This window comes from Legionella fairfieldensis ATCC 49588 (assembly GCF_000621525.1).
In the GTDB taxonomy this organism is placed as follows: Bacteria; Pseudomonadota; Gammaproteobacteria; order Legionellales; family Legionellaceae; genus Tatlockia; species Tatlockia fairfieldensis.
Genome location: NZ_JHYC01000010.1, coordinates 1 through 19193 on the forward strand (window position 1 = coordinate 1; position 19193 = coordinate 19193).

Consider the following 19193-nt stretch of genomic DNA (forward strand, 5'->3'; position numbering starts at 1 on the left):
AAGCAGATACGTTGTGATAATGGGCCTGAATACGTAAGCCATAAGCTCGCAAGATGGGCTAAAAATCACGATATTGAGCTTGTATTCATTCAGCCAGGTTGTCCGCAGCAAAATGCCTATATTGAGCGCTATAATCGTACTGTTCGGTATGACTGGCTTAATCAATACTTATTTGAGAGTATTGAACAAGTCCAGGAACAGGCCACCAAGTGGCTTTGGTCTTATAACAATGAACGTCCTAACTCGGCTATTGGAGGTATACCACCCAAAAGAAAATTGGCTCTAGCAGCCTAGGTTTCTACTTTTAGTGTCAGTTAAAAATGGGGGGATTACCGATACACCCCAGCATCTTATCCTTTTTCCATCAATATTCATTGATAGGATATGAATAATCAAATTTTTTCCATAAGTGTTGTCTATCTTAATATCTTGAGTATTACTTGTTTTTGTAGTAATTCTCCCAATTGAATTTCCATTACGATGGAACTCTATTAATATCTCGATATTGGATAAAGATACATTTTTTATTTTGGAATCTTTATGATATTTAATATGATAGGATTCCTTGCCTGCATAGGCGTTTATTGCTGTGAAGAAAAAAATAACAATAAGAACAACCTTAAAAAAGCTCATTTTTTCTATTTTAGACAGTCTGATATGCTTCATGTGAGTCATGCCCCCTTATTTTTTTGATATTCCAATAAAAATTTTCATGTTCCCCAGTTCTATAAAATTAATATTAATCCTTCTTCTGCATACATATAATCCCTCCAAGTTTAGACTACACAAAACAAATTTTTGAGGGGCAATGAACGTAAGTCTGATTCAGAGTATCCTTTGACAATATATAACCCAATCATTAATGCATCGTATTCTACTCCTCTGTTCTGCGTCACTGCAATTTTGTGCAGTGACGCAGAAAACCAACCTTGATTTTACCGGGTAAAATCAAAACATTAGCGCATTTTGTCCTGGCGCCCGTCTGGCGTCAGGACAAAATTCTCTTCTTCAAACCCTTGCGCAGCAAGCACCGCTTTGGTACTTTTTAATGAAGCACAACTGAAGAGCTGGTGTGATTCCAGCGAAACGTATCCAACGTCTTGTGCAAAGCCACTTCATTCCCTAACTCTGTGGCTAGACGTTCAGTCGGGAAAACCATCTAGGAATCTCTGCCATCCGGCAGGGCAACTCCCTCGGGAGTTTAAGTCAATTTATTTCAATTTGACCATGGACTTGTGACAAGGCCCATTGTCTTGTCGTTTTTATTAATCAGCAAAATAAGGAGAAATAACCACTAGAAAAACTGTAATAATCGGCGAGATCGTTTGCCTTATAACGATTGTTTTGCCCCCCAACTTCGAGCTTTATGGCTTTTGCCAGGTTTCATTTTTGAGTGAGCCGCTCGACCAACACTAAACCAGAAACAGGGCAAATGAATTTTCGGATTGGATGATGAGACAATATTCCTTAAGACAAACTGCTAATCGGTACTTTCAGCTTGATAACCGAGGCAGCTATCAAGAAAAGAAAAAGCGTGCTTACGTCATACAAAAAATGATTGATGATTTATTTTGCATTGGTGATGTGCCTACCTCATGGCAAGTCATGAAATCAGAGCATATTCAAAAGCTGGTTGAATATTGGAAAAAAGACCGTGTCAAAGACGCCACGATTATGCGTTACATGACAATTATCAGAAATTATTTACAGGATATTGATTGTCAAATACTCAATATTGATAACAAATCCTTGCAATTGCAAAGAAAAAAGCCAAAACGCCAACGATTAAAATGGCAACCTAACCTCTGGGAATCATTCTCTGATAGGACACCACGTATCATCATGGCACTGCAAACACAATTTGGCCTAACTTTTAGTGAAGCAATACATATTAGGCCAGGTATCCATATTAAAGAACATAAACTCTCGCTCACACGCGAGATCACTTTTAACTCGGTGGATAGAACCATTCCTATCAGAAATGAAATCCAAAAAAATATTCTGTCTGATTTAGAACAACTAACCAATAGGCAAAGCCTGGTACATTTTTTTAGCTACAAACGCATCAAGCTAGATTGGAATCATGCACTGGTAGACCACAGCATCCCAATAAAAAAATCCTGGCGTTATTTATATGCAAGACAGATGTACGAATACTTACTACCGATTCTGGGCAACTACCAAACCTGTTTAGTATTACATGATGAACTGGGAATAAAATCCCGCAACACACTATGGGCATACCTCCATGAGTAAATCAAAGCTGAAAAGCGCATTATTTTCGATCAATGAATGTGTCAAAGAGTTAGGCGTATATTCCCATGCCAGCAAAGCCGACACACGCCATATCTTAAATCGCTGCATTAAGGATCTACATGACCAGGGTTTTATGGTTGCTCATGTTAAAGGGCTAAAATCAAAACACATTTATGTGTTAGTAGAGCACTGGAAAAAACTGGGTAAAAACCCCGCTACTATCAAAAATTACATGTCTAAACTAAGGAAGTTATCTATCTGGCTCAATAAACCAGAATTGATCAAGCCGAGCAATGATCATTATCAAATTGACAAGCGGAATTATGTGCCAACACATAACAAAGCCATCACTAACGTAGATTTCTCAAAATGCGAAAATCCAATGATACGTCTATCTCTTGAGGCCCAATGCCTCTTTGGTTTACGCCGTGAAGAGTCAATGAAATTAGTTATCAGTGATGCTTGGAGAGGGGACCGTCTAATATTAAAATCCAGCTGGACAAAAGGCGGTATTGGGAGATCCATAGATATCACCAACGATGAACAAAAAGAATGGCTAGAAAAAGCGATTAAGCAAGTACCTCATGGTCGATCATTGATCCCCAAAGGCAAAACCTATAAACAATATTTAAGGCAATACCAAACTGAAACAGAAAAGCTGGGACTTAAAAAGTGCCATGGTCTGCGTCATGCCTATGCTCAAAAAAGATATCATGAAATCACGAGTCAGCTTTCTCCAGATAAACAGTCATTAAAATGTCCAATTGAGGGTGGAAAATCATCTAAATATTTGTCTCAATCAGAAAAAGCAATAGATCGTGAAGCCCGTGGAATTATAAGTAGAGACCTCGGCCACTCCAGAGTATCCATAACCAAAATTTATTTAGGCTGACACTTTTTGTTTTTTTAGCTTTTCAATACACAATTTCATTTTATAATGTGGCACTGGATGCCATGAAGCTAGAAATTCTCCAATAATTTCAAAACCAACCTTTTTATAAACATGAACCGCACGCTCATTAGAGATCTCAGGATCAATAAGCACTATTTTTGCATCAGAAAATTGACTTAAAATAAACTCATGAATCATCCATACTGATAATCCCTTACCGATATAATCCAATCTGCAAATGAATAAATCTAGAGTAACTGCACCATCAAGATATTCTTCTGATTTCTCTATTTCAGAAGTAATTAAATAAGCGAATGGGATTTCATTATCATAGGCTATCCAATGAGTAGCCCACGATTCCCCATCACTTAAAAATTGATCAATGTCTTTAATCGTATTACTTAGACCATCACCATGAAGCCATTCATTAATATGTGGCTGATGAATCCACGCCAGAACAAGTTCATGTTGAGATTTATTCATTGGTCTGAAACAAAAACGCAACTCATTTGAGGAGGCTTTAATCATCTAAATAATACTCAAATAACGGGGAGCTAATCTTTGAATTGTATCACTTATCAGAAAACTGTGTATTAATAAATTTTCAAATAAGTTCATTTACTATCATTTGGAAAAAGCGCTTGATTTCCAGTTCTGGCTTGATAATCTAAAAGCAACACAACTGAAGAGTCAGTGCGATTCTGACGAAACCTACAGGTCTTGTGATATGCCATCTTGTTCCCTAATTCCATGGCAAAGCGTTTAGCAGGGAAACCCCATCAGGAGTTGTCTTTACGGCCTTGCGCCCGAGGAGTGCTTCGAGCACATCATCATTAATAACCAGGTAAATCAACCGATGTTTCGGTGATCTTTTTGCATAACCCAATTGGGATTAATAGTCCCTTTGGGGCTAATCCTCCCTATTTCCAAGGAGCCTATAATGCAACAACTGGAACCAGCACAATTTGAGATCGAACATTTGCTGTTTGAGCTGAATTGTTGTGTCAATGATTTAAGTCGCCACCGACTGCAAATCAATCCCCATGATATTCAGCAAGCAGAGTTAAGTATGCACAAACTGGAATCTCTGATTTCTTTTGTCAAACTGTTTGATACTCAACGAATCGCTTGTTGATTGAAACGATTTAAGTCTTATCTGCATAACAGAAAACCATCTGCCTATGCGGATGTTTTTCTGTTATGCGCTCACATTTAACAAATAACAGGAGAATACAATGACTGCATCTTTAAACCGCGTTCAATTAATCGGCAATTTAGGGGCTGATCCTAAAAGCATCACCGGAAAAGACGGACAATCTTTTGTCACAGCCACTTTAGCAACCAATGAGTCATTCAAACAGAATGATGAATGGCAAACCAGAGTGGAATGGTATCAGCTAGTGCTTTTTGGAAAGCTGACTAAAGTGACTGAATATTTAAAGAAAGGGGCGCAAGTATACCTTGAAGGCAAACTACGTTCTAATCAATGGACTGACAATGAAGGTAAAGCGCGTCAAGCCTTAAGCATTGTTGTCAGCCATATTCAGCTACTCAGCACACCCAAATCTACTGATGAATCAAGCAGCAAAACCGCAGAACAGCACATGGCTCAGATGCGAGAAATACTGCAACCCGATTCAGAAGAACTACCGTTTTGATCATACCCTACCACGGGAGCAAGCTCCTGTGTGGGATTGCCCCCTTAACACAAGGAGATAATCCCATGGACACCCCTTCAATCTACGTTGCCTGTTTAGCCTCTTACAATAACTCCATATTGTATGGTGTTTGGATAGATGCCACGCAAAGCGAAGATGACATCATAGAAGAAATCTGGGAAATGCTGGATAACAGCCCTGAACCCAATGCTGAAGAATATGCCATACATGATTATGAAGGATTCGGCAGCATCAAAATCCATGAGTACGAATCAATATGCAATATTGTGGAGTACACCTCATTTATCCAAGAACACGGGGAGCTGGGTTTAGCTCTTCTCTCTGACTATTCGATAGATGATGCACAAACTATGTTGGAGGAGCATTACCAAGGTTGTTATGATTCAGAGGTTGATTTTTCCAGGCAGTTATTTGATGACTGTTATGCCCATCAATTGCCGGATAGTTTGATCTGCTATTTTGATTATGAAGCTTTTGCTCGTGATCTTTTTATTAGTGATTATTGTTCGGTAGAGTTTGGTGGACAGGCATATATTTTTTCAAGCTATTAAGCCCCTCTTTGGGGCTTCTTTTCTACTAGTTTAAACTCTAAAACCACTTTGAAACTTCTATTAGGTTTTAAACAAGTATTATAGCCCGTTGATTCAATGTTACAATAATCGATTATTTAACTCAAAATGAACTGAAATGGGTTCTGGTGTATTTATAATTTTATCCGCAATACTCCATGCAACATGGAATACATTTGCCAAACGCAATTCAACTCCCTATTACGAAGTATTGGGAATTATGAGTTTTGCAACTGTATTCTCGCTTCTATTTATTCCTCTTTTCTCTGGTCCATTGTTTGAAACATCTGATTCCTTTTTATGGGCACTAACCTCCGGTTTATTTGAAGGAGGCTATATAATCACATTAGCTATCAGTTTTAGTCAGTCTTCGCTTGGGAAAGCCTACATTATTATGCGAGGTAGCGCCATGGTAATTGTCTGGTTTATCTCAGCATGCTTCCTTGGTGAAAATATAAATTTATTTAGTGTCATTGGTGTATCCTCTGTTCTTTTTGGATTGATACTAACAAGCCAAACTTTTAACCCTGATCAATCAAGACAACTGTTATTTCCTGTTCTATGTGGCATCTGCATTGCTGGTTATCATTTATGCTACGGTCGTTCTTTAGCATATGGTGCAAACCCAGCTGCGCTCTTTTCTGCAGCTTTATGGATTGCTTTGCCTTGTGTTTTTCTTTTGATGAAGAAAAAACAAAGACAAATATTCAAAGAACAAGTTAAATCCAATTGGAAAATGACTTCTCTAGGAGGAATTATAAGTGCATTATCTTTCTTGCTATTTTTAATTGGATTGCGTCATGCTGAAGCTGGTCTAGCCCTTACTCTTCGTAATACCTCAGTGGTATTTGCGCAAATATTTGCTTATTTTATTGGTGAAAAGATTTCCCAATATCAGTGGATTGGAGCTTTACTGGTAGCTTTTGGTGCTAGCTTAATATATCCATACTAAAAGTGCATGAGTCCATTGATCGTTTGTCATCCATAAGTTGACAAAAAATTCCCTTAAAATACTCTATAGAGTTATTAGCACTAGCGCTTAGCTGTAGTAAATAAGTATTTTCATTATCCCACCACAGAGCATCATGTGGCCCATAACAATTATTAACACTGGCAATGTATATATTGCTGGAAATCATATCACTCTTCGGGTTTAGGACAGTTAAATTAAAATTACTGTATCCACTAAATGAATTCATATTTGGCAATCTAGAAAGTGCTGGCTTCTTTATTGGGAAAGAGGCTTTATTGAAAACACGAAACCATGCAATTTGGTTTTTCTTTTCATTCTTCGGAAACATAACAAATTGAATTTCTTCTACTTGATTTTCATTACCATAAATAATTTGGCTATCTGGAATAAAGTCTAAGTTAAGATGGTTTAAATACTTAGTATAGGAATCCGGCCTGCTACTTCTAAGGATATTATGCATTGGCCATCTTAAATTCCATAAACTTGAAGGTGGTTTATATTCATTTCTATTAATGCACGCATTTTCTACGCAGTTGTTGTAGCGTGACCAATACGATAGTTCAAAAAAGCTCTTTTCTAAGATTTCACTTGATGATGAAAGAGGAGAAAAAAATTTACAAAGATCTAAGAACTCCTCATCCTTCAAATTTCCTTCAAGTAAACGAAGTTCAATATTAGTTCCATGGGATAAAAAACTTAACGTTTTAGATTTCGAATAATCATAACCAATCCAACAAATACTTTCCTGATTCAAAACGTGGGGTTTCATTTCCCAAACCCAATGATCGTATAAAGCAGCATGATCTAATGTTGATAAAGGCCCAAAATCATACAAAAATTGCTTACATCTTAAGAGAGCATTTTTATACTTAACAAAGTAGTAATAAGAGGAGAAATGAGCAGAACACCAAGCAGACCATTTTTTAAATTGATAATGACTTGGTTGTTCATTATAAGGAACATCTTCTTCCCTAAGTATAGGGTTATATAAAGTAACTTCATCCGTATGAGGTATCAAAATAACAAAATTTACTTTTTCTTGAGCCTGTGTAGGGGATATTTCGTGCACTAAATTCATTTCTTAATTCCAAGCATATTAAGATTGGGGGTTGTCTATAATTTGGTGGGGCTCAAACTAATAATTATAAATGAATGGTCTTTTCAGCCCCCCTTTCACTTCCTGTATTTTGTCATTACTCATAAAAAAACCAGTTATCGATGCCCGTACATGATTTCCTGCTGCATTTTCTACTTTTTTTATACAATGCAAAATATTATTTTTAAAAATAACCAATCGATTAGGTTTCGGTACGATATAATAGCCTATTCCATCGCCAATATAGTTATTCAACTCTGAGCTATTAAGGTGGAACCCTGCTTTTTTCATCTCATTATTAATTAAAGAGACTTCAGGATATTCAAATTCTTGCTGGTGTATAGGATTAATTAATAATTCGGCTCCCCAATTCATATCCCAATTAGGATGACAGTAATAAACATACGCGCCTGAGATTTTATATTTTCCGTCGGTATGCCAAGAAAGTCCTGAACCCCTTGGGTAAAGGTAGGGCCTAGCATAGAAAAAGTCCCAATCTCTATCTTTAAACCCTATTAAATGAGAAAACTCCGCAGAGCCCACAATTAGTGCCTGTATAAATAAATCAATTGTTGTATCGGTAGGGTAAATTTGCTCTGTAGTGCAGGGTTCAGGCCTTGAATGAGAAATAGTAACGTTACCCCACAGAGGAGCGCCATCCTCGAGACTAAAAGCATTTATCCATCTAGAAGAATGAACAAACTTAAATTTTTCAGTTTGAATAAAATTCCAAATTTTTTCAAAAGGGGATGGCTCTAAGAAATCATCGATTACTGCAAACACATCATTGTTTAAGATTAATTTCATACTACTTCTACAGCAAAATATCAGATGGAATACTTTTTCTCTTCTTTAGTTACCAAGGCATATACTCATCTTTATCTTCTTCTGCATCGATTCTATTAATATAAAATTCTTTCATCACATCTCCTTGTTCAAAATTATTTTTTAGCAGAGTGCCGATTATAAATTCAATAGATGAAAGTGGCAATTGAATTGAGGAGCTATTTTTTTTACACACTAGCCTATGGAAAATTTTGAAAGTGTAGCCAGAAGTGTAGCCAAGAATTCATGCTAGGGGATGTGGATTCGTTATAACCCTTGATGAGACTGGTCGGGACGGAAGGATTTGAACCTTCGACCACTAGCACCCCATGCTAGTACGCTACCAGGCTGCGCTACGCCCCGACTGGATGCGAATAATAACTCGTCTCTTTAAAAATAACAAGATTATAACCAGTCTAAAGAGATGACTTTCTCTCTAACTGGTTAAAAAGCATTAATGCCTGTTAGATGCCGTCCTAAAACTAAAGTATGGACATTATCTGTACCTTCATAGGTAAATACTGATTCCAGATTCAACATGTGGCGGATCACGTGATATTCCAGGCTAATACCATTTGCTCCCAGAAGGTTACGGCAGGCGCGTGCGATTTTCAATGCTTCGCGACAAGCGTTACCTTTCGCTAAAGAAATCATAACGGAGGTTTCGCGTTGTTGATCTTTTAAACGACCAATTTGCAGATTCAGGCATTGTGCCTTAATGATTTCTGTATACATGTCAGCCAAATCTTTCTGAACCAGCTGAAAAGAAGCCAATGATTTATTAAATTGATTACGCTCCAATAGATAATCTCGAGTGATGTCAAAACAGGCCATTGCTGCGCCGATAGCTCCCCAGGCAATACCATAACGTGCCTGGCTTAAGCAACTCAATGGTGCACTTAACCCTTTGTTGCTGCCTGGTAACAGGTTTTCATCGGGTACAAAGACCTCCTCAAAAACCAGTTCACCGGTGATTGAGGCGCGCAAGGACATTTTCTGTTTAATTTCGAGACGTGTGAACCCTTTGAAATCCTTTTCTATAATGAAACCGCGGATACCCTCATCGGTTTTTGCCCAAACAATAGCAATATCGGCAATTGACGCGTTCGTAATCCACATTTTTGCGCCATTTAAACGCCAGCCTCCTGCCACTTTTTTTGCATAAGTTCGCATGCTGGCGGGATCTGAACCTGAATCAGGCTCTGTTAAACCGAAACAGCCGATAATTTCTCCGGCAGCCATTGCAGGGAGAAAGCGTTGTTTTTGAACCTCATTACCATAGCGAAAAATAGGATACATGCACAGGGAACTTTGGACAGAAACAAAGCTGCGTAAACCACTATCACCTCGCTCCAGTTCCTGACAAACCAGTCCATAAGCAACGTAAGATGCTTCGGCTCCACCATATTGAGCAGGCAGAGTTAATCCCAGCAAGCCCAATTCGGCCGATTTTTTAATCAATTGTCTGGGGAAATCACCATGCTCAAACGCATCAGCCATTAAAGGTATAACGTCCTGACTGACAAAACGAGCCACACTATCGCGGATCATTCGTTCATCAGCTTCTAATTGCTCATCAAGAAATAACAAGTCGTCCACGTTCCTTCTCTCCTCTAACTGAATTTAAACCTCTGACAGCGGCAATAATCGTGTCACGATCAGGCAATAAATATTGCCATGCGGTACCTAACGGAATAAAACAGTCTTCGCCTGTAATTCGTTTTATTTTTAACCGATTAGATGACTGTTCGACTAATAAAGTAATAAGACCTTCACTAAGTGACGCACTTTGTCGTCCTTCATCGACAATTAAAACGCGTTTCGCTTTGGCGACCTCACGTAGAATTGCTTCTTCAGGTAAGGGACTTAGCCAGCGTAAATCCACGACTTTTACTGCAATATCATGCTCTTCTTTCAGTATTTTTGCAGCTTGTCTGGATAAATAATAACCATTCGCATAACTGAGAATAACGGTATCCCCTTCACCGTACACCCCAACCTCCCCCGGTTCTATCATTTCATCGACAGCAGGATAATCAAAAAGCCAGGCGTTATCACCAGGTTGGTGTAAATCTTTGGTCATATATAAAGCAATAGGCTCCAGAAAAACCACAACACGACCCTCTTGATGAGCTAACCGCATACAGGTACGCAACATTTTTGCAGCATCAGAACCATTGGAAGGACAAGCAACCAGAACGCCTGGTAAATCCCGAAGCACTGCGATGGAGTTATCATTATGAAAATGACCACCGAATCCTTTTTGATAGGCTAAAGAAGCAATACGAATTACCATGGGATTTTGATACTGGCCATTAGAAAAAAACGATAAGGTAGCCGCTTCCCCTCGTAATTGATCTTCAGCATTATGGAGGTAAGCTAAAAATTGAATTTCCGGAACAGGCAAAAAACCATTATGTGCCAAACCTATTGCCGCACCTAAAATAGTTGTCTCATCCAACAGCGAATCAAAGACGCGTCGTTGACCAAAGCGTGCCTGTAAATCAGCCGTCACGCGATAAACCCCTCCTTTTTTACCAACATCTTCGCCGAAAATTAACATATTGGGATATTGCAACATTAAATCCGTTAAAGCGAAATTAAGGTGTTGACATAAATTACGTTTCAGGGTCAATTGGTTAAAAGCACTTCCAAATACTCGCGCACGTCGTTTCTCATTGGGAAATAAATAAACTCGTTTATTTCGTGTTTTGGGTAGTAATGAAGACATTATTTCCTGGGCCGAAGTCATTTTAGGAAGACGAATTGCCTCCATCGCCTTTACTTCAATAAGCGTTCTGTTATCGTGATATAAATCCAGAATGGCTTTTTGACTCATCCAGCCAGCCTCATAGAGGCTCCTTGCTGTATGCAATAGAGGATCATTCGCTTCTCTGTATTCTATTTCTTTTTGGCTATTGTATTGAGACTCGATATCAGAACCGGCATGGCCTAACAGGCGCGTGCATTTCATGTGTAAAAAAACAGGTTGTTTTTTTATACGTGCCCAATATTCTGCCTGTTTTGCTTTTAAATAAATATCAGCAAGATTTAATCCGTCACAAGCAAGATAATGCCAGCCAGGACGTTGTTTTATTGTGTCTTCAATCCAATGCGTGGGCGTAGGGACAGAAATTCCCAACCCGTTATCTTCACAGATAAAAATCAAGGGCAAAGGATATTGCTGACTGGTAATCCATGAGCAAGCATTCAGAGTAGTTTGTGCCGTAGCATGATTAACAGATGCATCACCAAATGAGCAAAGAATCACTGCATCAGCAGGCAATTTAGAGTTAATTGCCAATTCTTTAGCCCGTGTAATGGATAACGCGGCACCCAATGCCTTGGGTAAATGAGAAGCAATCGTTGACGTTTGTGGCGGGATGGTCAGAGGTACGCTACCCAATACTTTATGACGTCCCCCAGCAATAGGATCGGCGGCAGCGGCAACCAGAGAAAGCAGAATATCACGTACACCATCACAACTTCGTATCTGTTTGGCTCGCTGTAAGTAAAAAGCGCCGCTACGATAATGTAAAAAAGCCATGTCGCTTGCTCTAAACACCTGGCCAAATACCGCATTACCTTCGTGACCACTGCTGCCGATCGTGTAATACGCCAATCCTTTCTCTTTTAATTGACGGGCAATAAGATCTAATAAACGGGATTTAATTTGGGAATCGAATAACTCGATTACACCTTTTTTATCCAACTCGGCTTCCAGAAAGCTGGTTGAACTTGCAGGCTCAGGAAAATTCGCTTGATTGACGCGACTGATAAATTGTTCATCGACTATGCTTGCTCTATCTAACATCATTTACACCCTGTCTATACGAGTCGGTTAATTTACTATCAACAGACTCTGGTCCTTTTTTGCTTTATACTGCGCAATGATACTGTGGGCGCTATCAAGTAATTTGCTTGATAGCCGATAACAGTGGTCATCAGTATAGTGAAATGGCCTTGTATATGACAAGCGAATTAAAGGAATAAAAGACATGGCTGTTGATTTTACTTACACTCCTACCGCACATCTGTTTGCCGGAGAAGAATTAAAACTTACCAAACCAGGGATAAAGCTGTATGTTGGACAAATTTTAAAGGCTAAAATTGTTAAGCGCCTTTCTGAGAATCAGATCATAATTAGTATCGATGATGAAGTCATGAATGCCCAAACTTCGCATCATTTAGAATCAGGTGATTTACTCGAAGCAAAAGTAGCCCACTATGAAGATGGCATTGCTATATTACAAATACTAAGAGAAACATCACAAGCTCTTCCCTTTATTGGCACCGCTTTAGCACAAACGCTACCCAAACAGGCGCCAGCGAATCACTTGCTGGCTTCTCTAAGCGCACTTACAAAAACTGACAGCTTACCCTTATCTGTTAGAGGACAAATTGATCAAATTTTATCAAGCATTGCTTCTATTACTCAGTTACAACAATTAGCTCCCGCTGTAGCCAGCTGCGGACTTTTTTGGGAATCTTCCTTATTGGACTGGCGAAAAACCCACAGAACTGGCATCTTGCAGCATGATTTTAAGGGACAATGTCTTCGTCTATTAGCCAGTCTTATCAAGGAAGGCGCACAGCCTGCCAATCCGGTAACGCCAACAACCCAATCGGAATTATTACCACTTCCTGGAGCTATTCCTCAACCCTTGCCTCGTCTCCCTCTCCCCACGTTTACGGGCTTATCTACCCCCAGGATTTTGCATATTCTTCGGGAGCAAACTGAACAGGTACTGGCACGAATTAAAACCAGCCAACTGACCCATTTATTGCAAACCAATGATCAACCTTTCAATTTAATGCTTGATTTTCCGCTGCATACGGATACAGGAATCGATATTATCCCTTTACTTATTAAAGAATCTCCCCATGAAAAATCCGAACTCCCTTCAGCGTGGTCCATTACTTTTGCAATTAATCTTGCCACGTTAGGTGATATCCAGGCTAAAATAAAACTACAGGATTCAGCTATTGATGTTCATCTCAATGTGGATAAACAGGAAACAATAGAACTATTGGCTGCCAATCAACAAGCCTTTGATGCTTTATTGACGAATGCAGGATTAACTTTACGTTTGTGGTGCCTGCATTCAGGTTTGGAAACTCACGATATTGAGACTTGTGATTTGCGTTTATTGGATGTACGAATATGAAAGATGATAAACACCAAGCGACCATCCAACATCCTGGAGACACAACATCGTTGCAAACACTCAACCGCGGAGAAAGTTTTCTCGCGGAGGAAATTATTAGTGTCGCAAAGAAGCTTGGGGTTCCTCTGCAGGAAAAGGAAGAATTAACCTCCTTGCTTGCCCAGGTACGTCTGCATCCGGAAATCCCCCCTAAACTCTATCTGGCAGTAGCGCAATTGTTTGCTTTTCTTTATTACCTGGATACGACACCAGTGGACAACGAAAACCAGGAGAAAGAAAACTCCGATTAAATTGGCAAATGGTGTTCAAATAATCTACAATTCCTATAAAAGAATGGATTAGAGGTTCATCATGAAATGGATACTATTATCTCCTCTTGTAATCTTGTTAACCGCCTGTAACTGTTGTACTAATACCGCTGTTGAATATCGCCGTGTCACCTATACACCCGCTATAATGACCAAAACCGTGGTCACCCGACCCGCAGTGGTTAGAAGTCCGGTTGTAGTGACAACCCCGGTTTACTATAGCCCTGTTACTATTATTGATACCGATCCAATTGATGTAACCACGACCACTATTGATTATTATTAATCCATTTACTTGTTGGTAAGCCAAGTTTATTAGATGGGTTATTTAACAGAAGATTTTACGCTCAATATTTATTCAAAACTAAAATAATAGTAAAATACCGTCAATTATTGAATCATGAGAGGCTGGATTGAGTTATTATTAATCAACTCGAAATCTAACTTTCTCTTTTATTAATCAGGTCCGCCAATGAAACCCTATGTAATTGCAAGCTTTTATAAATTTGCTCCGCTTAATGATTATGAGTTAATGAGAGAGCCCTTATTAAAAACAATGAAAGAAAAAGGAATTAAAGGCACTATCATTTTGGCCAGCGAAGGGATAAATGGCAGTTTTTGCGCGAAGAAGGAAGACCTTTTACCATTAATGACCCAAATAAACAATTATCCCGGTTTAGAGGATCTGAAGTTTACTGAAACCTATGATGAGTTTAATCCTTTTGATAAAGCAAAAGTGAAACTGCGAAAAGAAATTGTCACCATGGGTGTGGAAAAAGTTGATCCGATAGCTCTTCCGGGAACTCATGTAAATCCGGCAGAATGGAACGAATTAATTACCGATCCGGAAGTTATTTTAATTGATACTCGAAATGACTACGAAGTAAAACTAGGCTCGTTTAAAAACGCGGTTAATCCTGACACGGAAAATTTCCGGGACTTTCCTGACTATGTGAAACATAATCTGCTTGATAAGAAGGACAAAAAAATAGCGATGTGTTGTACTGGAGGTATTCGCTGCGAAAAATCAACCTCTTATCTAAAACAGCTTGGATTTAACAACGTTTATCAACTCAATGGCGGTATATTAAATTATCTGGCATCCATTCCTCAGGAACAATCATTATGGGAAGGAAGTTGTTTTGTTTTTGACAATAGAGTTGCCTTGGACAAAAACTTGAACAGCCACGAAAAAGGTTCTATCGACACCGAGTGGAAAAACAAAAATCGAAAAAAACAAGATCATTCGATTTAAGAACTTTACCCTGCCAATCGTAAGTCCTACGTGCCATGACTTGTTCACGGCATTCAGGAAAATGCTGTATTGTGCCTCGCTCTCTGGATGCTGCGGCCAAGCGCTGAGAGATCTTCTCATTTTTTGCGCACCTGAGAGGTAATTGATTTATTTGAAATTATTTGACTTCACCTAATTTTTATTGATGTCACCCCCGCGAAAAGCGGGGGGATCTTCTCTCAGGCAAAGTAATGAGGTGAGTTGAGACATTAAAAACCTGGAATCATAACCATTCACCTGTTCAATGATGGAAGAGAGTCTGGCAAGTTGTTTTCTTCAGTCTTTTCCATTTCCATGACCTGTCCTTTAAACAACTTTTTAAATGCCGCCGCTAAATGCGCTTTATGGGCCTGCATACTATCAGCAAATTTTTGCCACAAACGAGTTAAATACCCTGTTTCGGCATGATTCGTATTATATTCAAAAAAACGGATAGCGCCTTTATTATTCCCGGAAGTGGCAAAAGCCTGCACTTTTGAGGCAGCGCCTTGATCTTCTTCACTCAAAGCGGCAGCGCACCCCTGAAGATTGTGCTTATTGTACGCAACATCCACTGCTTTTTGTATCGCAGCAACCGTTCCATTACCTGCCACAAACTCCTTCAAAGCCGTAAAAACAGCAAGACGCTCGGTTTCCTCCCCCTTGGATTTTTTTGCCGCCACATCGTCTGGAGAAAAACGGCCAATACTTTTCAACAATTCAACACGTCCTGACACAGCTTGATAACGTTCATTAGCACTCTTGCAACCGGCTTGTGACAAAGGTTCTATATAGATAGAAAGAGCCTGAACTAACATCCCAAATTGCTGCTTTTGATAATCATTATTAGCAAACATTTTAAATAGTGCCTGCACCACCAAAGCCTGTAAGTCATTTGCTGCGAACATAGACTGGATAGGTTCCTGCCATTGCTTTTTTTGCCGGGCAATATCGAATATTACCTGCTGGCCTTGAGCTGAATGTTTAAAATAATGATCACCGTCTTTTGCCTGAGGTAAAAAATGAAGATAATGGGCCTGCACGTTTTCATGTGTTTGGGTTATCGTATCGCGCAAGCTCGGCGGAAATACCCAAGCGTAATGATTGAATGTTGCTAACAAAGCAACGTCCGTCATTAATGTCGCTTCGGCAGTTGCATCATCAAAATCATCAATATTTAATGATCGCCCGTGCTGATTAACCGAAACATTTTGTACATAGACGAAGGCTTCAGTTTCTCCACGCTTCAATTGATTGAAATTATGAAGATGCGCGCCTTTTAAGATACGTGCAGCACTTGCCCGCTGTTTGGTTTTATCAATAAATAAATAATCGGAAATCTTAAGATAGGTGGAGGTCAGCAAGTTATAAATGAGAGGCCCTTTATATCCTCCTGCTTTTGCTCTTAACACGCTTTGACTGTAATCAAGTTTATCGGCTACGTCCCTGACCGTTACCGTATGGCCTTTTTTCTTTTCAGCAATAGCAGGAACCCGTGCTTCAATTGTTTGATCAAAGGGTACTACATTGCCAGTTCCAGCATCATAATGGTTACGTAAAAGAAGCCGTAAAGCCTGTTTTTCTTTACCAAACTCTTTATTATGTGCCGTATGTTCTGTTGCACTAATACGCCCTACAGTCTTGTTGCTGGCATCCGTACGTAAATAATCGAGATTAGTTGCTGAAGTACTAGTAAAAAAATGATCCGTAAGTTCTTTAGACACTTTTCGCTCAAATCGCTGTAATTCGCCTGGGTTCATGGTCTCAGAGAACACCTTGACTAGCAATTTTCGGCATTCAGGCGCTAATTCTTTGCGTGCTTCATCCAATGCCTTGTTTATTTTTTCATAATTGATGACAAGACTTCTTTTATCCGTGTAAGACTCTGCCAAAATAGTGCGAAATTTAGTCAGTACTAATTGATTAATCTCGTGGTTGAGTGCGTGTAAAGCCTCTGGCATTTGGTGTTCATTGGCACCCGAATTCCCCGTGTCGTGTTTCCCCTCTTGTTTAAAACGCTTAAGAGCTCGCCAACACAAAGAAACATGCATACTTAATTCTTCCTGTAGCGCTATGACAGAACCTCGCTCATTAGAAGACATATAAATTTGTAAAATCTGATCAAGTTCCTCAGAAGGTTTATCGCCCTGAACAGCAACGATAAATTGATTGCGTAAATAATCATCCTGAGCGACATCCAGATTACAAAACGTAGTGGAAGAAATTTTCGTCCCCAGCAGCTCTTCTAATAATCCTTGCTTATTGACATCTGGCTTATCAAGTAGTTCCCCATACTCGGGGCGAATCGCAAACACAATCGCGGCATAATCTTCCTCTTGTAAAGTGACCCTCACTAAAATATGACCTTGAGTATCAAAAACAGCGGGGATTCTCTGCTCTTTTACCCACTGCAAACCTTTTTCTACCAGTATTTTTTGATAAACAGCTTCGGCTTTCTTTTGTTTTTTTAATTTTCGAGACTGCCAAAATCGGGAAAATGAGCGATAGTAAGTCAATTCCTTTTTTATTGCCTGCTCTTCCCGAGAGTTACCTGTACTCGCAGGTTGCAACAATAGTCTTTTAACTTGCTTTTTTAAAAAGTTTTCCCGGGCTGCATTTGCCTCATATTTTGGGAATGGCATTAAGTGTCCGCTAACCAGCGCCGCTTGTTGTTCTTCATTCACCTTTGCTTCTGTTAGACAAGCCAGTTGATACAATTCCTTCATTACACCCATAGCGCGTGAATTCCTGGCTCCGGTCCACTTGGCAAACAACTTCTCCAGTTCTGTGCGGTTTAGTTTCTTTTGTAATAATTCGACAGATAATCCCTGGGTTTCAATCTCCTCACGCAATTGGCGGAAAAAATCTGTTTTAAACCAGTTAGGTTGCTTATGAAGATAAGCGTCTATTATCTTGAGGGCAGGTTTCTTCTGTAGACTACTGCATGCTGCCGCCTGATTTTTAAAAGCACGTTGAACGACAACTTGAAGTAATCTATTAAACGTTTCATGCTTTTCACATTGAGCAGCTTCTTGACGGTAATCAGGATTATCCAAAATAGCGTATAATTCGTTGCGATTAAAACCGCTTAGCGGTGAGTCAGCAGATTCTGTCGAGCTATCTGGTCGTACGCCCTTAATTAGCTGATGTTTTGTTGTATAATATTTTAATGAATGGAATACTTTCTCTTGCATTAAAGGGGGCAAGGTGAAAAAATCCTGTGAATTACGTACTACCACCGCAGCAAAGTCTGCATTTACTTTGCAGAGACTATTTATAAATTCCGGTCTAATTTCTTTTTTGCAAAAGCAGAATAATTGGTTGTAAAAGGAGAAGTGGGATGGAGAGATATACTTCTCTACCTCTCTATCGAAAAATCGAGCTACGATTTCGGGAAAATAATCGGGAGCTTTGGGATACAGCCACAACATACTCATAGAAAAGTCATAAACTCTATGAGATTGATCAGAGGCTAATACTCCTTCAAATAACTTGGCAGTGTTTTTAAGGGCAGTAATCAAAGATGAAGATTTACAGAAATCTTCCGGAAGTTGCATGGCAAAATGTGCTGATGCTTTTTTAAACTCTCCTTTTAATTCTCGCTCAAGATGATTGATGGCTACAGAAGATAACGGATTTTGCTGCCAATACTGGTAAGTATAATTAAGCAGTTGCTCTCGTAAAGCGTTACCTGGCCCGGATTCCTGGGATAAACCATGAGCAACAATAATTTCGAGTTGTGAATCAGACAGAGGCACACCCAACTCGCGATAAATTGTTTGAATTAATCGAGCAGCCTGACACTTCGAAGAGGCTTTTTCTTCCGGACTACCTGACTTTCGCCCCAGGTAAAAAAGTTGATAACGCTCTGTTTCGTTTAATTTCATTAACGCTTGAGTTAAATTACCCACGGTTAAATATTGTTTAGCCAATGAAGTAAAAAATGTTTTTTTTACATTATCAGGATGGAATTTTTTTTCCTTTTTGCTCGCAGCATAAGCGTTAATCCGGTCATATAAAGATAAAACCACAACCACTCCGAAACTTCTCTAAATTACTTTTACGTATACTAGCTATCTTATCTTAAGACAAGATTATAAAGAAACAATTAACGTTTTTTTTGCACATTTGTTACAAGAGGATGGCATTCCATG

The 19193-nt window shown here is 39.2% G+C and carries 18 protein-coding genes and 1 tRNA gene; 11 read left to right on the top strand and 8 right to left on the bottom strand.

The annotated features are described in order from the left end of the window. Positions 1-294 (top strand): integrase core domain-containing protein (locus T345_RS0103640; protein WP_028388153.1); only part of this gene is annotated, 294 nt, incomplete at its 5' end. Here T345_RS0103640 and T345_RS13475 read toward each other — a convergent pair. Further along, a complete protein-coding gene (locus T345_RS13475; RefSeq protein WP_044497860.1) occupies positions 283-666 on the bottom strand; it encodes a hypothetical protein in 384 nt (127 codons plus the stop codon). The genes T345_RS0103640 and T345_RS13475 overlap by 12 nt on opposite strands. Positions 667-1452: 786 nt before the next feature. On the opposite strand from T345_RS13475, the gene T345_RS0103650 reads away from it, so the two are divergent. Together T345_RS0103650 and T345_RS0103655 are read left to right on the top strand one after the other, a co-directional pair. Further along, positions 1453-2256, top strand: a complete 804-nt coding sequence (locus T345_RS0103650; protein WP_014842625.1) for an integrase — start codon at positions 1453-1455, stop codon at positions 2254-2256. Beyond that, entirely contained in the window at positions 2249-3148 is a 900-nt protein-coding gene (locus tag T345_RS0103655; protein WP_014842626.1) for a phage integrase N-terminal domain-containing protein, read from the top strand. The genes T345_RS0103650 and T345_RS0103655 overlap by 8 nt, the downstream gene beginning before the upstream one ends. On the opposite strand, the gene T345_RS0103660 is transcribed toward T345_RS0103655, so the two are convergent. After that, positions 3140-3676 carry a GNAT family N-acetyltransferase gene (locus T345_RS0103660; RefSeq protein WP_014842627.1) on the bottom strand — a complete coding sequence of 179 codons (537 nt, stop codon included), beginning with the start codon at positions 3674-3676 and terminating at the stop codon, positions 3140-3142. The two genes, T345_RS0103655 and T345_RS0103660, sit on opposite strands and share 9 nt — an antisense overlap. Positions 3677-4088: 412 nt before the next feature. Here T345_RS0103660 and T345_RS0103670 point away from each other — a divergent pair, with 412 nt between their 5' ends. The 4 genes from T345_RS0103670 to T345_RS0103685 all read left to right on the top strand — a co-directional run bounded on the left by T345_RS0103670 (position 4089) and on the right by T345_RS0103685 (position 6348). After that, positions 4089-4283, top strand: coding sequence for a hypothetical protein (locus T345_RS0103670; RefSeq protein ID WP_014842628.1), 195 nt, complete (start codon positions 4089-4091; stop codon positions 4281-4283). Positions 4284-4383: 100 nt separating this feature from the next. After that, a complete protein-coding gene (locus T345_RS0103675) occupies positions 4384-4806 on the top strand; it encodes a single-stranded DNA-binding protein (protein WP_014842629.1) in 423 nt (140 codons plus the stop codon). Between the two features lie 65 nt (positions 4807-4871). Further along, the gene (locus T345_RS0103680) at positions 4872-5378 is read left to right on the top strand and encodes an antirestriction protein ArdA (protein ID WP_014842630.1); all 507 of its coding nucleotides are present in this window, start codon (positions 4872-4874) and stop codon (positions 5376-5378) included. 136 nt (positions 5379-5514) lie between these two features. Further along, on the top strand, positions 5515-6348 hold the full coding sequence (locus T345_RS0103685) for an EamA family transporter (protein ID WP_014842631.1): 834 nt from the start codon (positions 5515-5517) through the stop codon (positions 6346-6348). Here T345_RS0103685 and T345_RS0103690 read toward each other — a convergent pair. From T345_RS0103690 to T345_RS0103715, 5 genes are all read right to left on the bottom strand, one after another. Beyond that, positions 6326-7447, bottom strand: coding sequence for a hypothetical protein (locus T345_RS0103690; RefSeq protein WP_014842632.1), 1122 nt, complete (start codon positions 7445-7447; stop codon positions 6326-6328). The genes T345_RS0103685 and T345_RS0103690 overlap by 23 nt on opposite strands. A 57-nt stretch (positions 7448-7504) precedes the next feature. Further along, positions 7505-8272, bottom strand: coding sequence for a 2OG-Fe(II) oxygenase (locus T345_RS0103695; protein ID WP_014842633.1), 768 nt, complete (start codon positions 8270-8272; stop codon positions 7505-7507). Positions 8273-8576: 304 nt separating this feature from the next. Further along, positions 8577-8653, bottom strand: a tRNA-Pro gene (locus T345_RS0103705). 81 nt (positions 8654-8734) lie between these two features. Continuing rightward, positions 8735-9889: an acyl-CoA dehydrogenase family protein gene (locus T345_RS0103710; protein WP_028388154.1), complete on the bottom strand. Its 1155-nt coding sequence runs from the start codon at positions 9887-9889 to the stop codon at positions 8735-8737. After that, positions 9867-12104: a thiamine pyrophosphate-dependent enzyme gene (locus tag T345_RS0103715; protein ID WP_028388155.1), complete on the bottom strand. Its 2238-nt coding sequence runs from the start codon at positions 12102-12104 to the stop codon at positions 9867-9869. The genes T345_RS0103710 and T345_RS0103715 overlap by 23 nt, the downstream gene beginning before the upstream one ends. A gap of 184 nt (positions 12105-12288) precedes the next feature. Between T345_RS0103715 and fliK the strand changes: the two genes are divergently transcribed. From fliK to trhO, 4 genes are all read left to right on the top strand, one after another. Continuing rightward, on the top strand, positions 12289-13458 hold the full coding sequence (gene fliK / locus T345_RS0103720) for a flagellar hook-length control protein FliK (RefSeq protein ID WP_028388156.1): 1170 nt from the start codon (positions 12289-12291) through the stop codon (positions 13456-13458). After that, on the top strand, positions 13455-13748 hold the full coding sequence (locus T345_RS13480) for an EscU/YscU/HrcU family type III secretion system export apparatus switch protein (protein ID WP_035918094.1): 294 nt from the start codon (positions 13455-13457) through the stop codon (positions 13746-13748). The genes fliK and T345_RS13480 overlap by 4 nt, the downstream gene beginning before the upstream one ends. Before the next feature lie 61 nt (positions 13749-13809). Then, the gene (locus T345_RS14730; protein ID WP_028388157.1) at positions 13810-14052 is read left to right on the top strand and encodes a hypothetical protein; all 243 of its coding nucleotides are present in this window, start codon (positions 13810-13812) and stop codon (positions 14050-14052) included. Positions 14053-14238: 186 nt separating this feature from the next. Next, a complete protein-coding gene (gene trhO, locus T345_RS13485; RefSeq protein ID WP_084273727.1) occupies positions 14239-15021 on the top strand; it encodes an oxygen-dependent tRNA uridine(34) hydroxylase TrhO in 783 nt (260 codons plus the stop codon). A 272-nt stretch (positions 15022-15293) separates the two neighbouring features. Here trhO and T345_RS0103740 read toward each other — a convergent pair whose 3' ends face one another. Continuing rightward, positions 15294-19070 (bottom strand): hypothetical protein, encoded by a 3777-nt coding sequence (locus T345_RS0103740; protein ID WP_028388158.1) that lies wholly within the window; start codon positions 19068-19070, stop codon positions 15294-15296. Positions 19071-19193 lie beyond the last annotated feature (123 nt).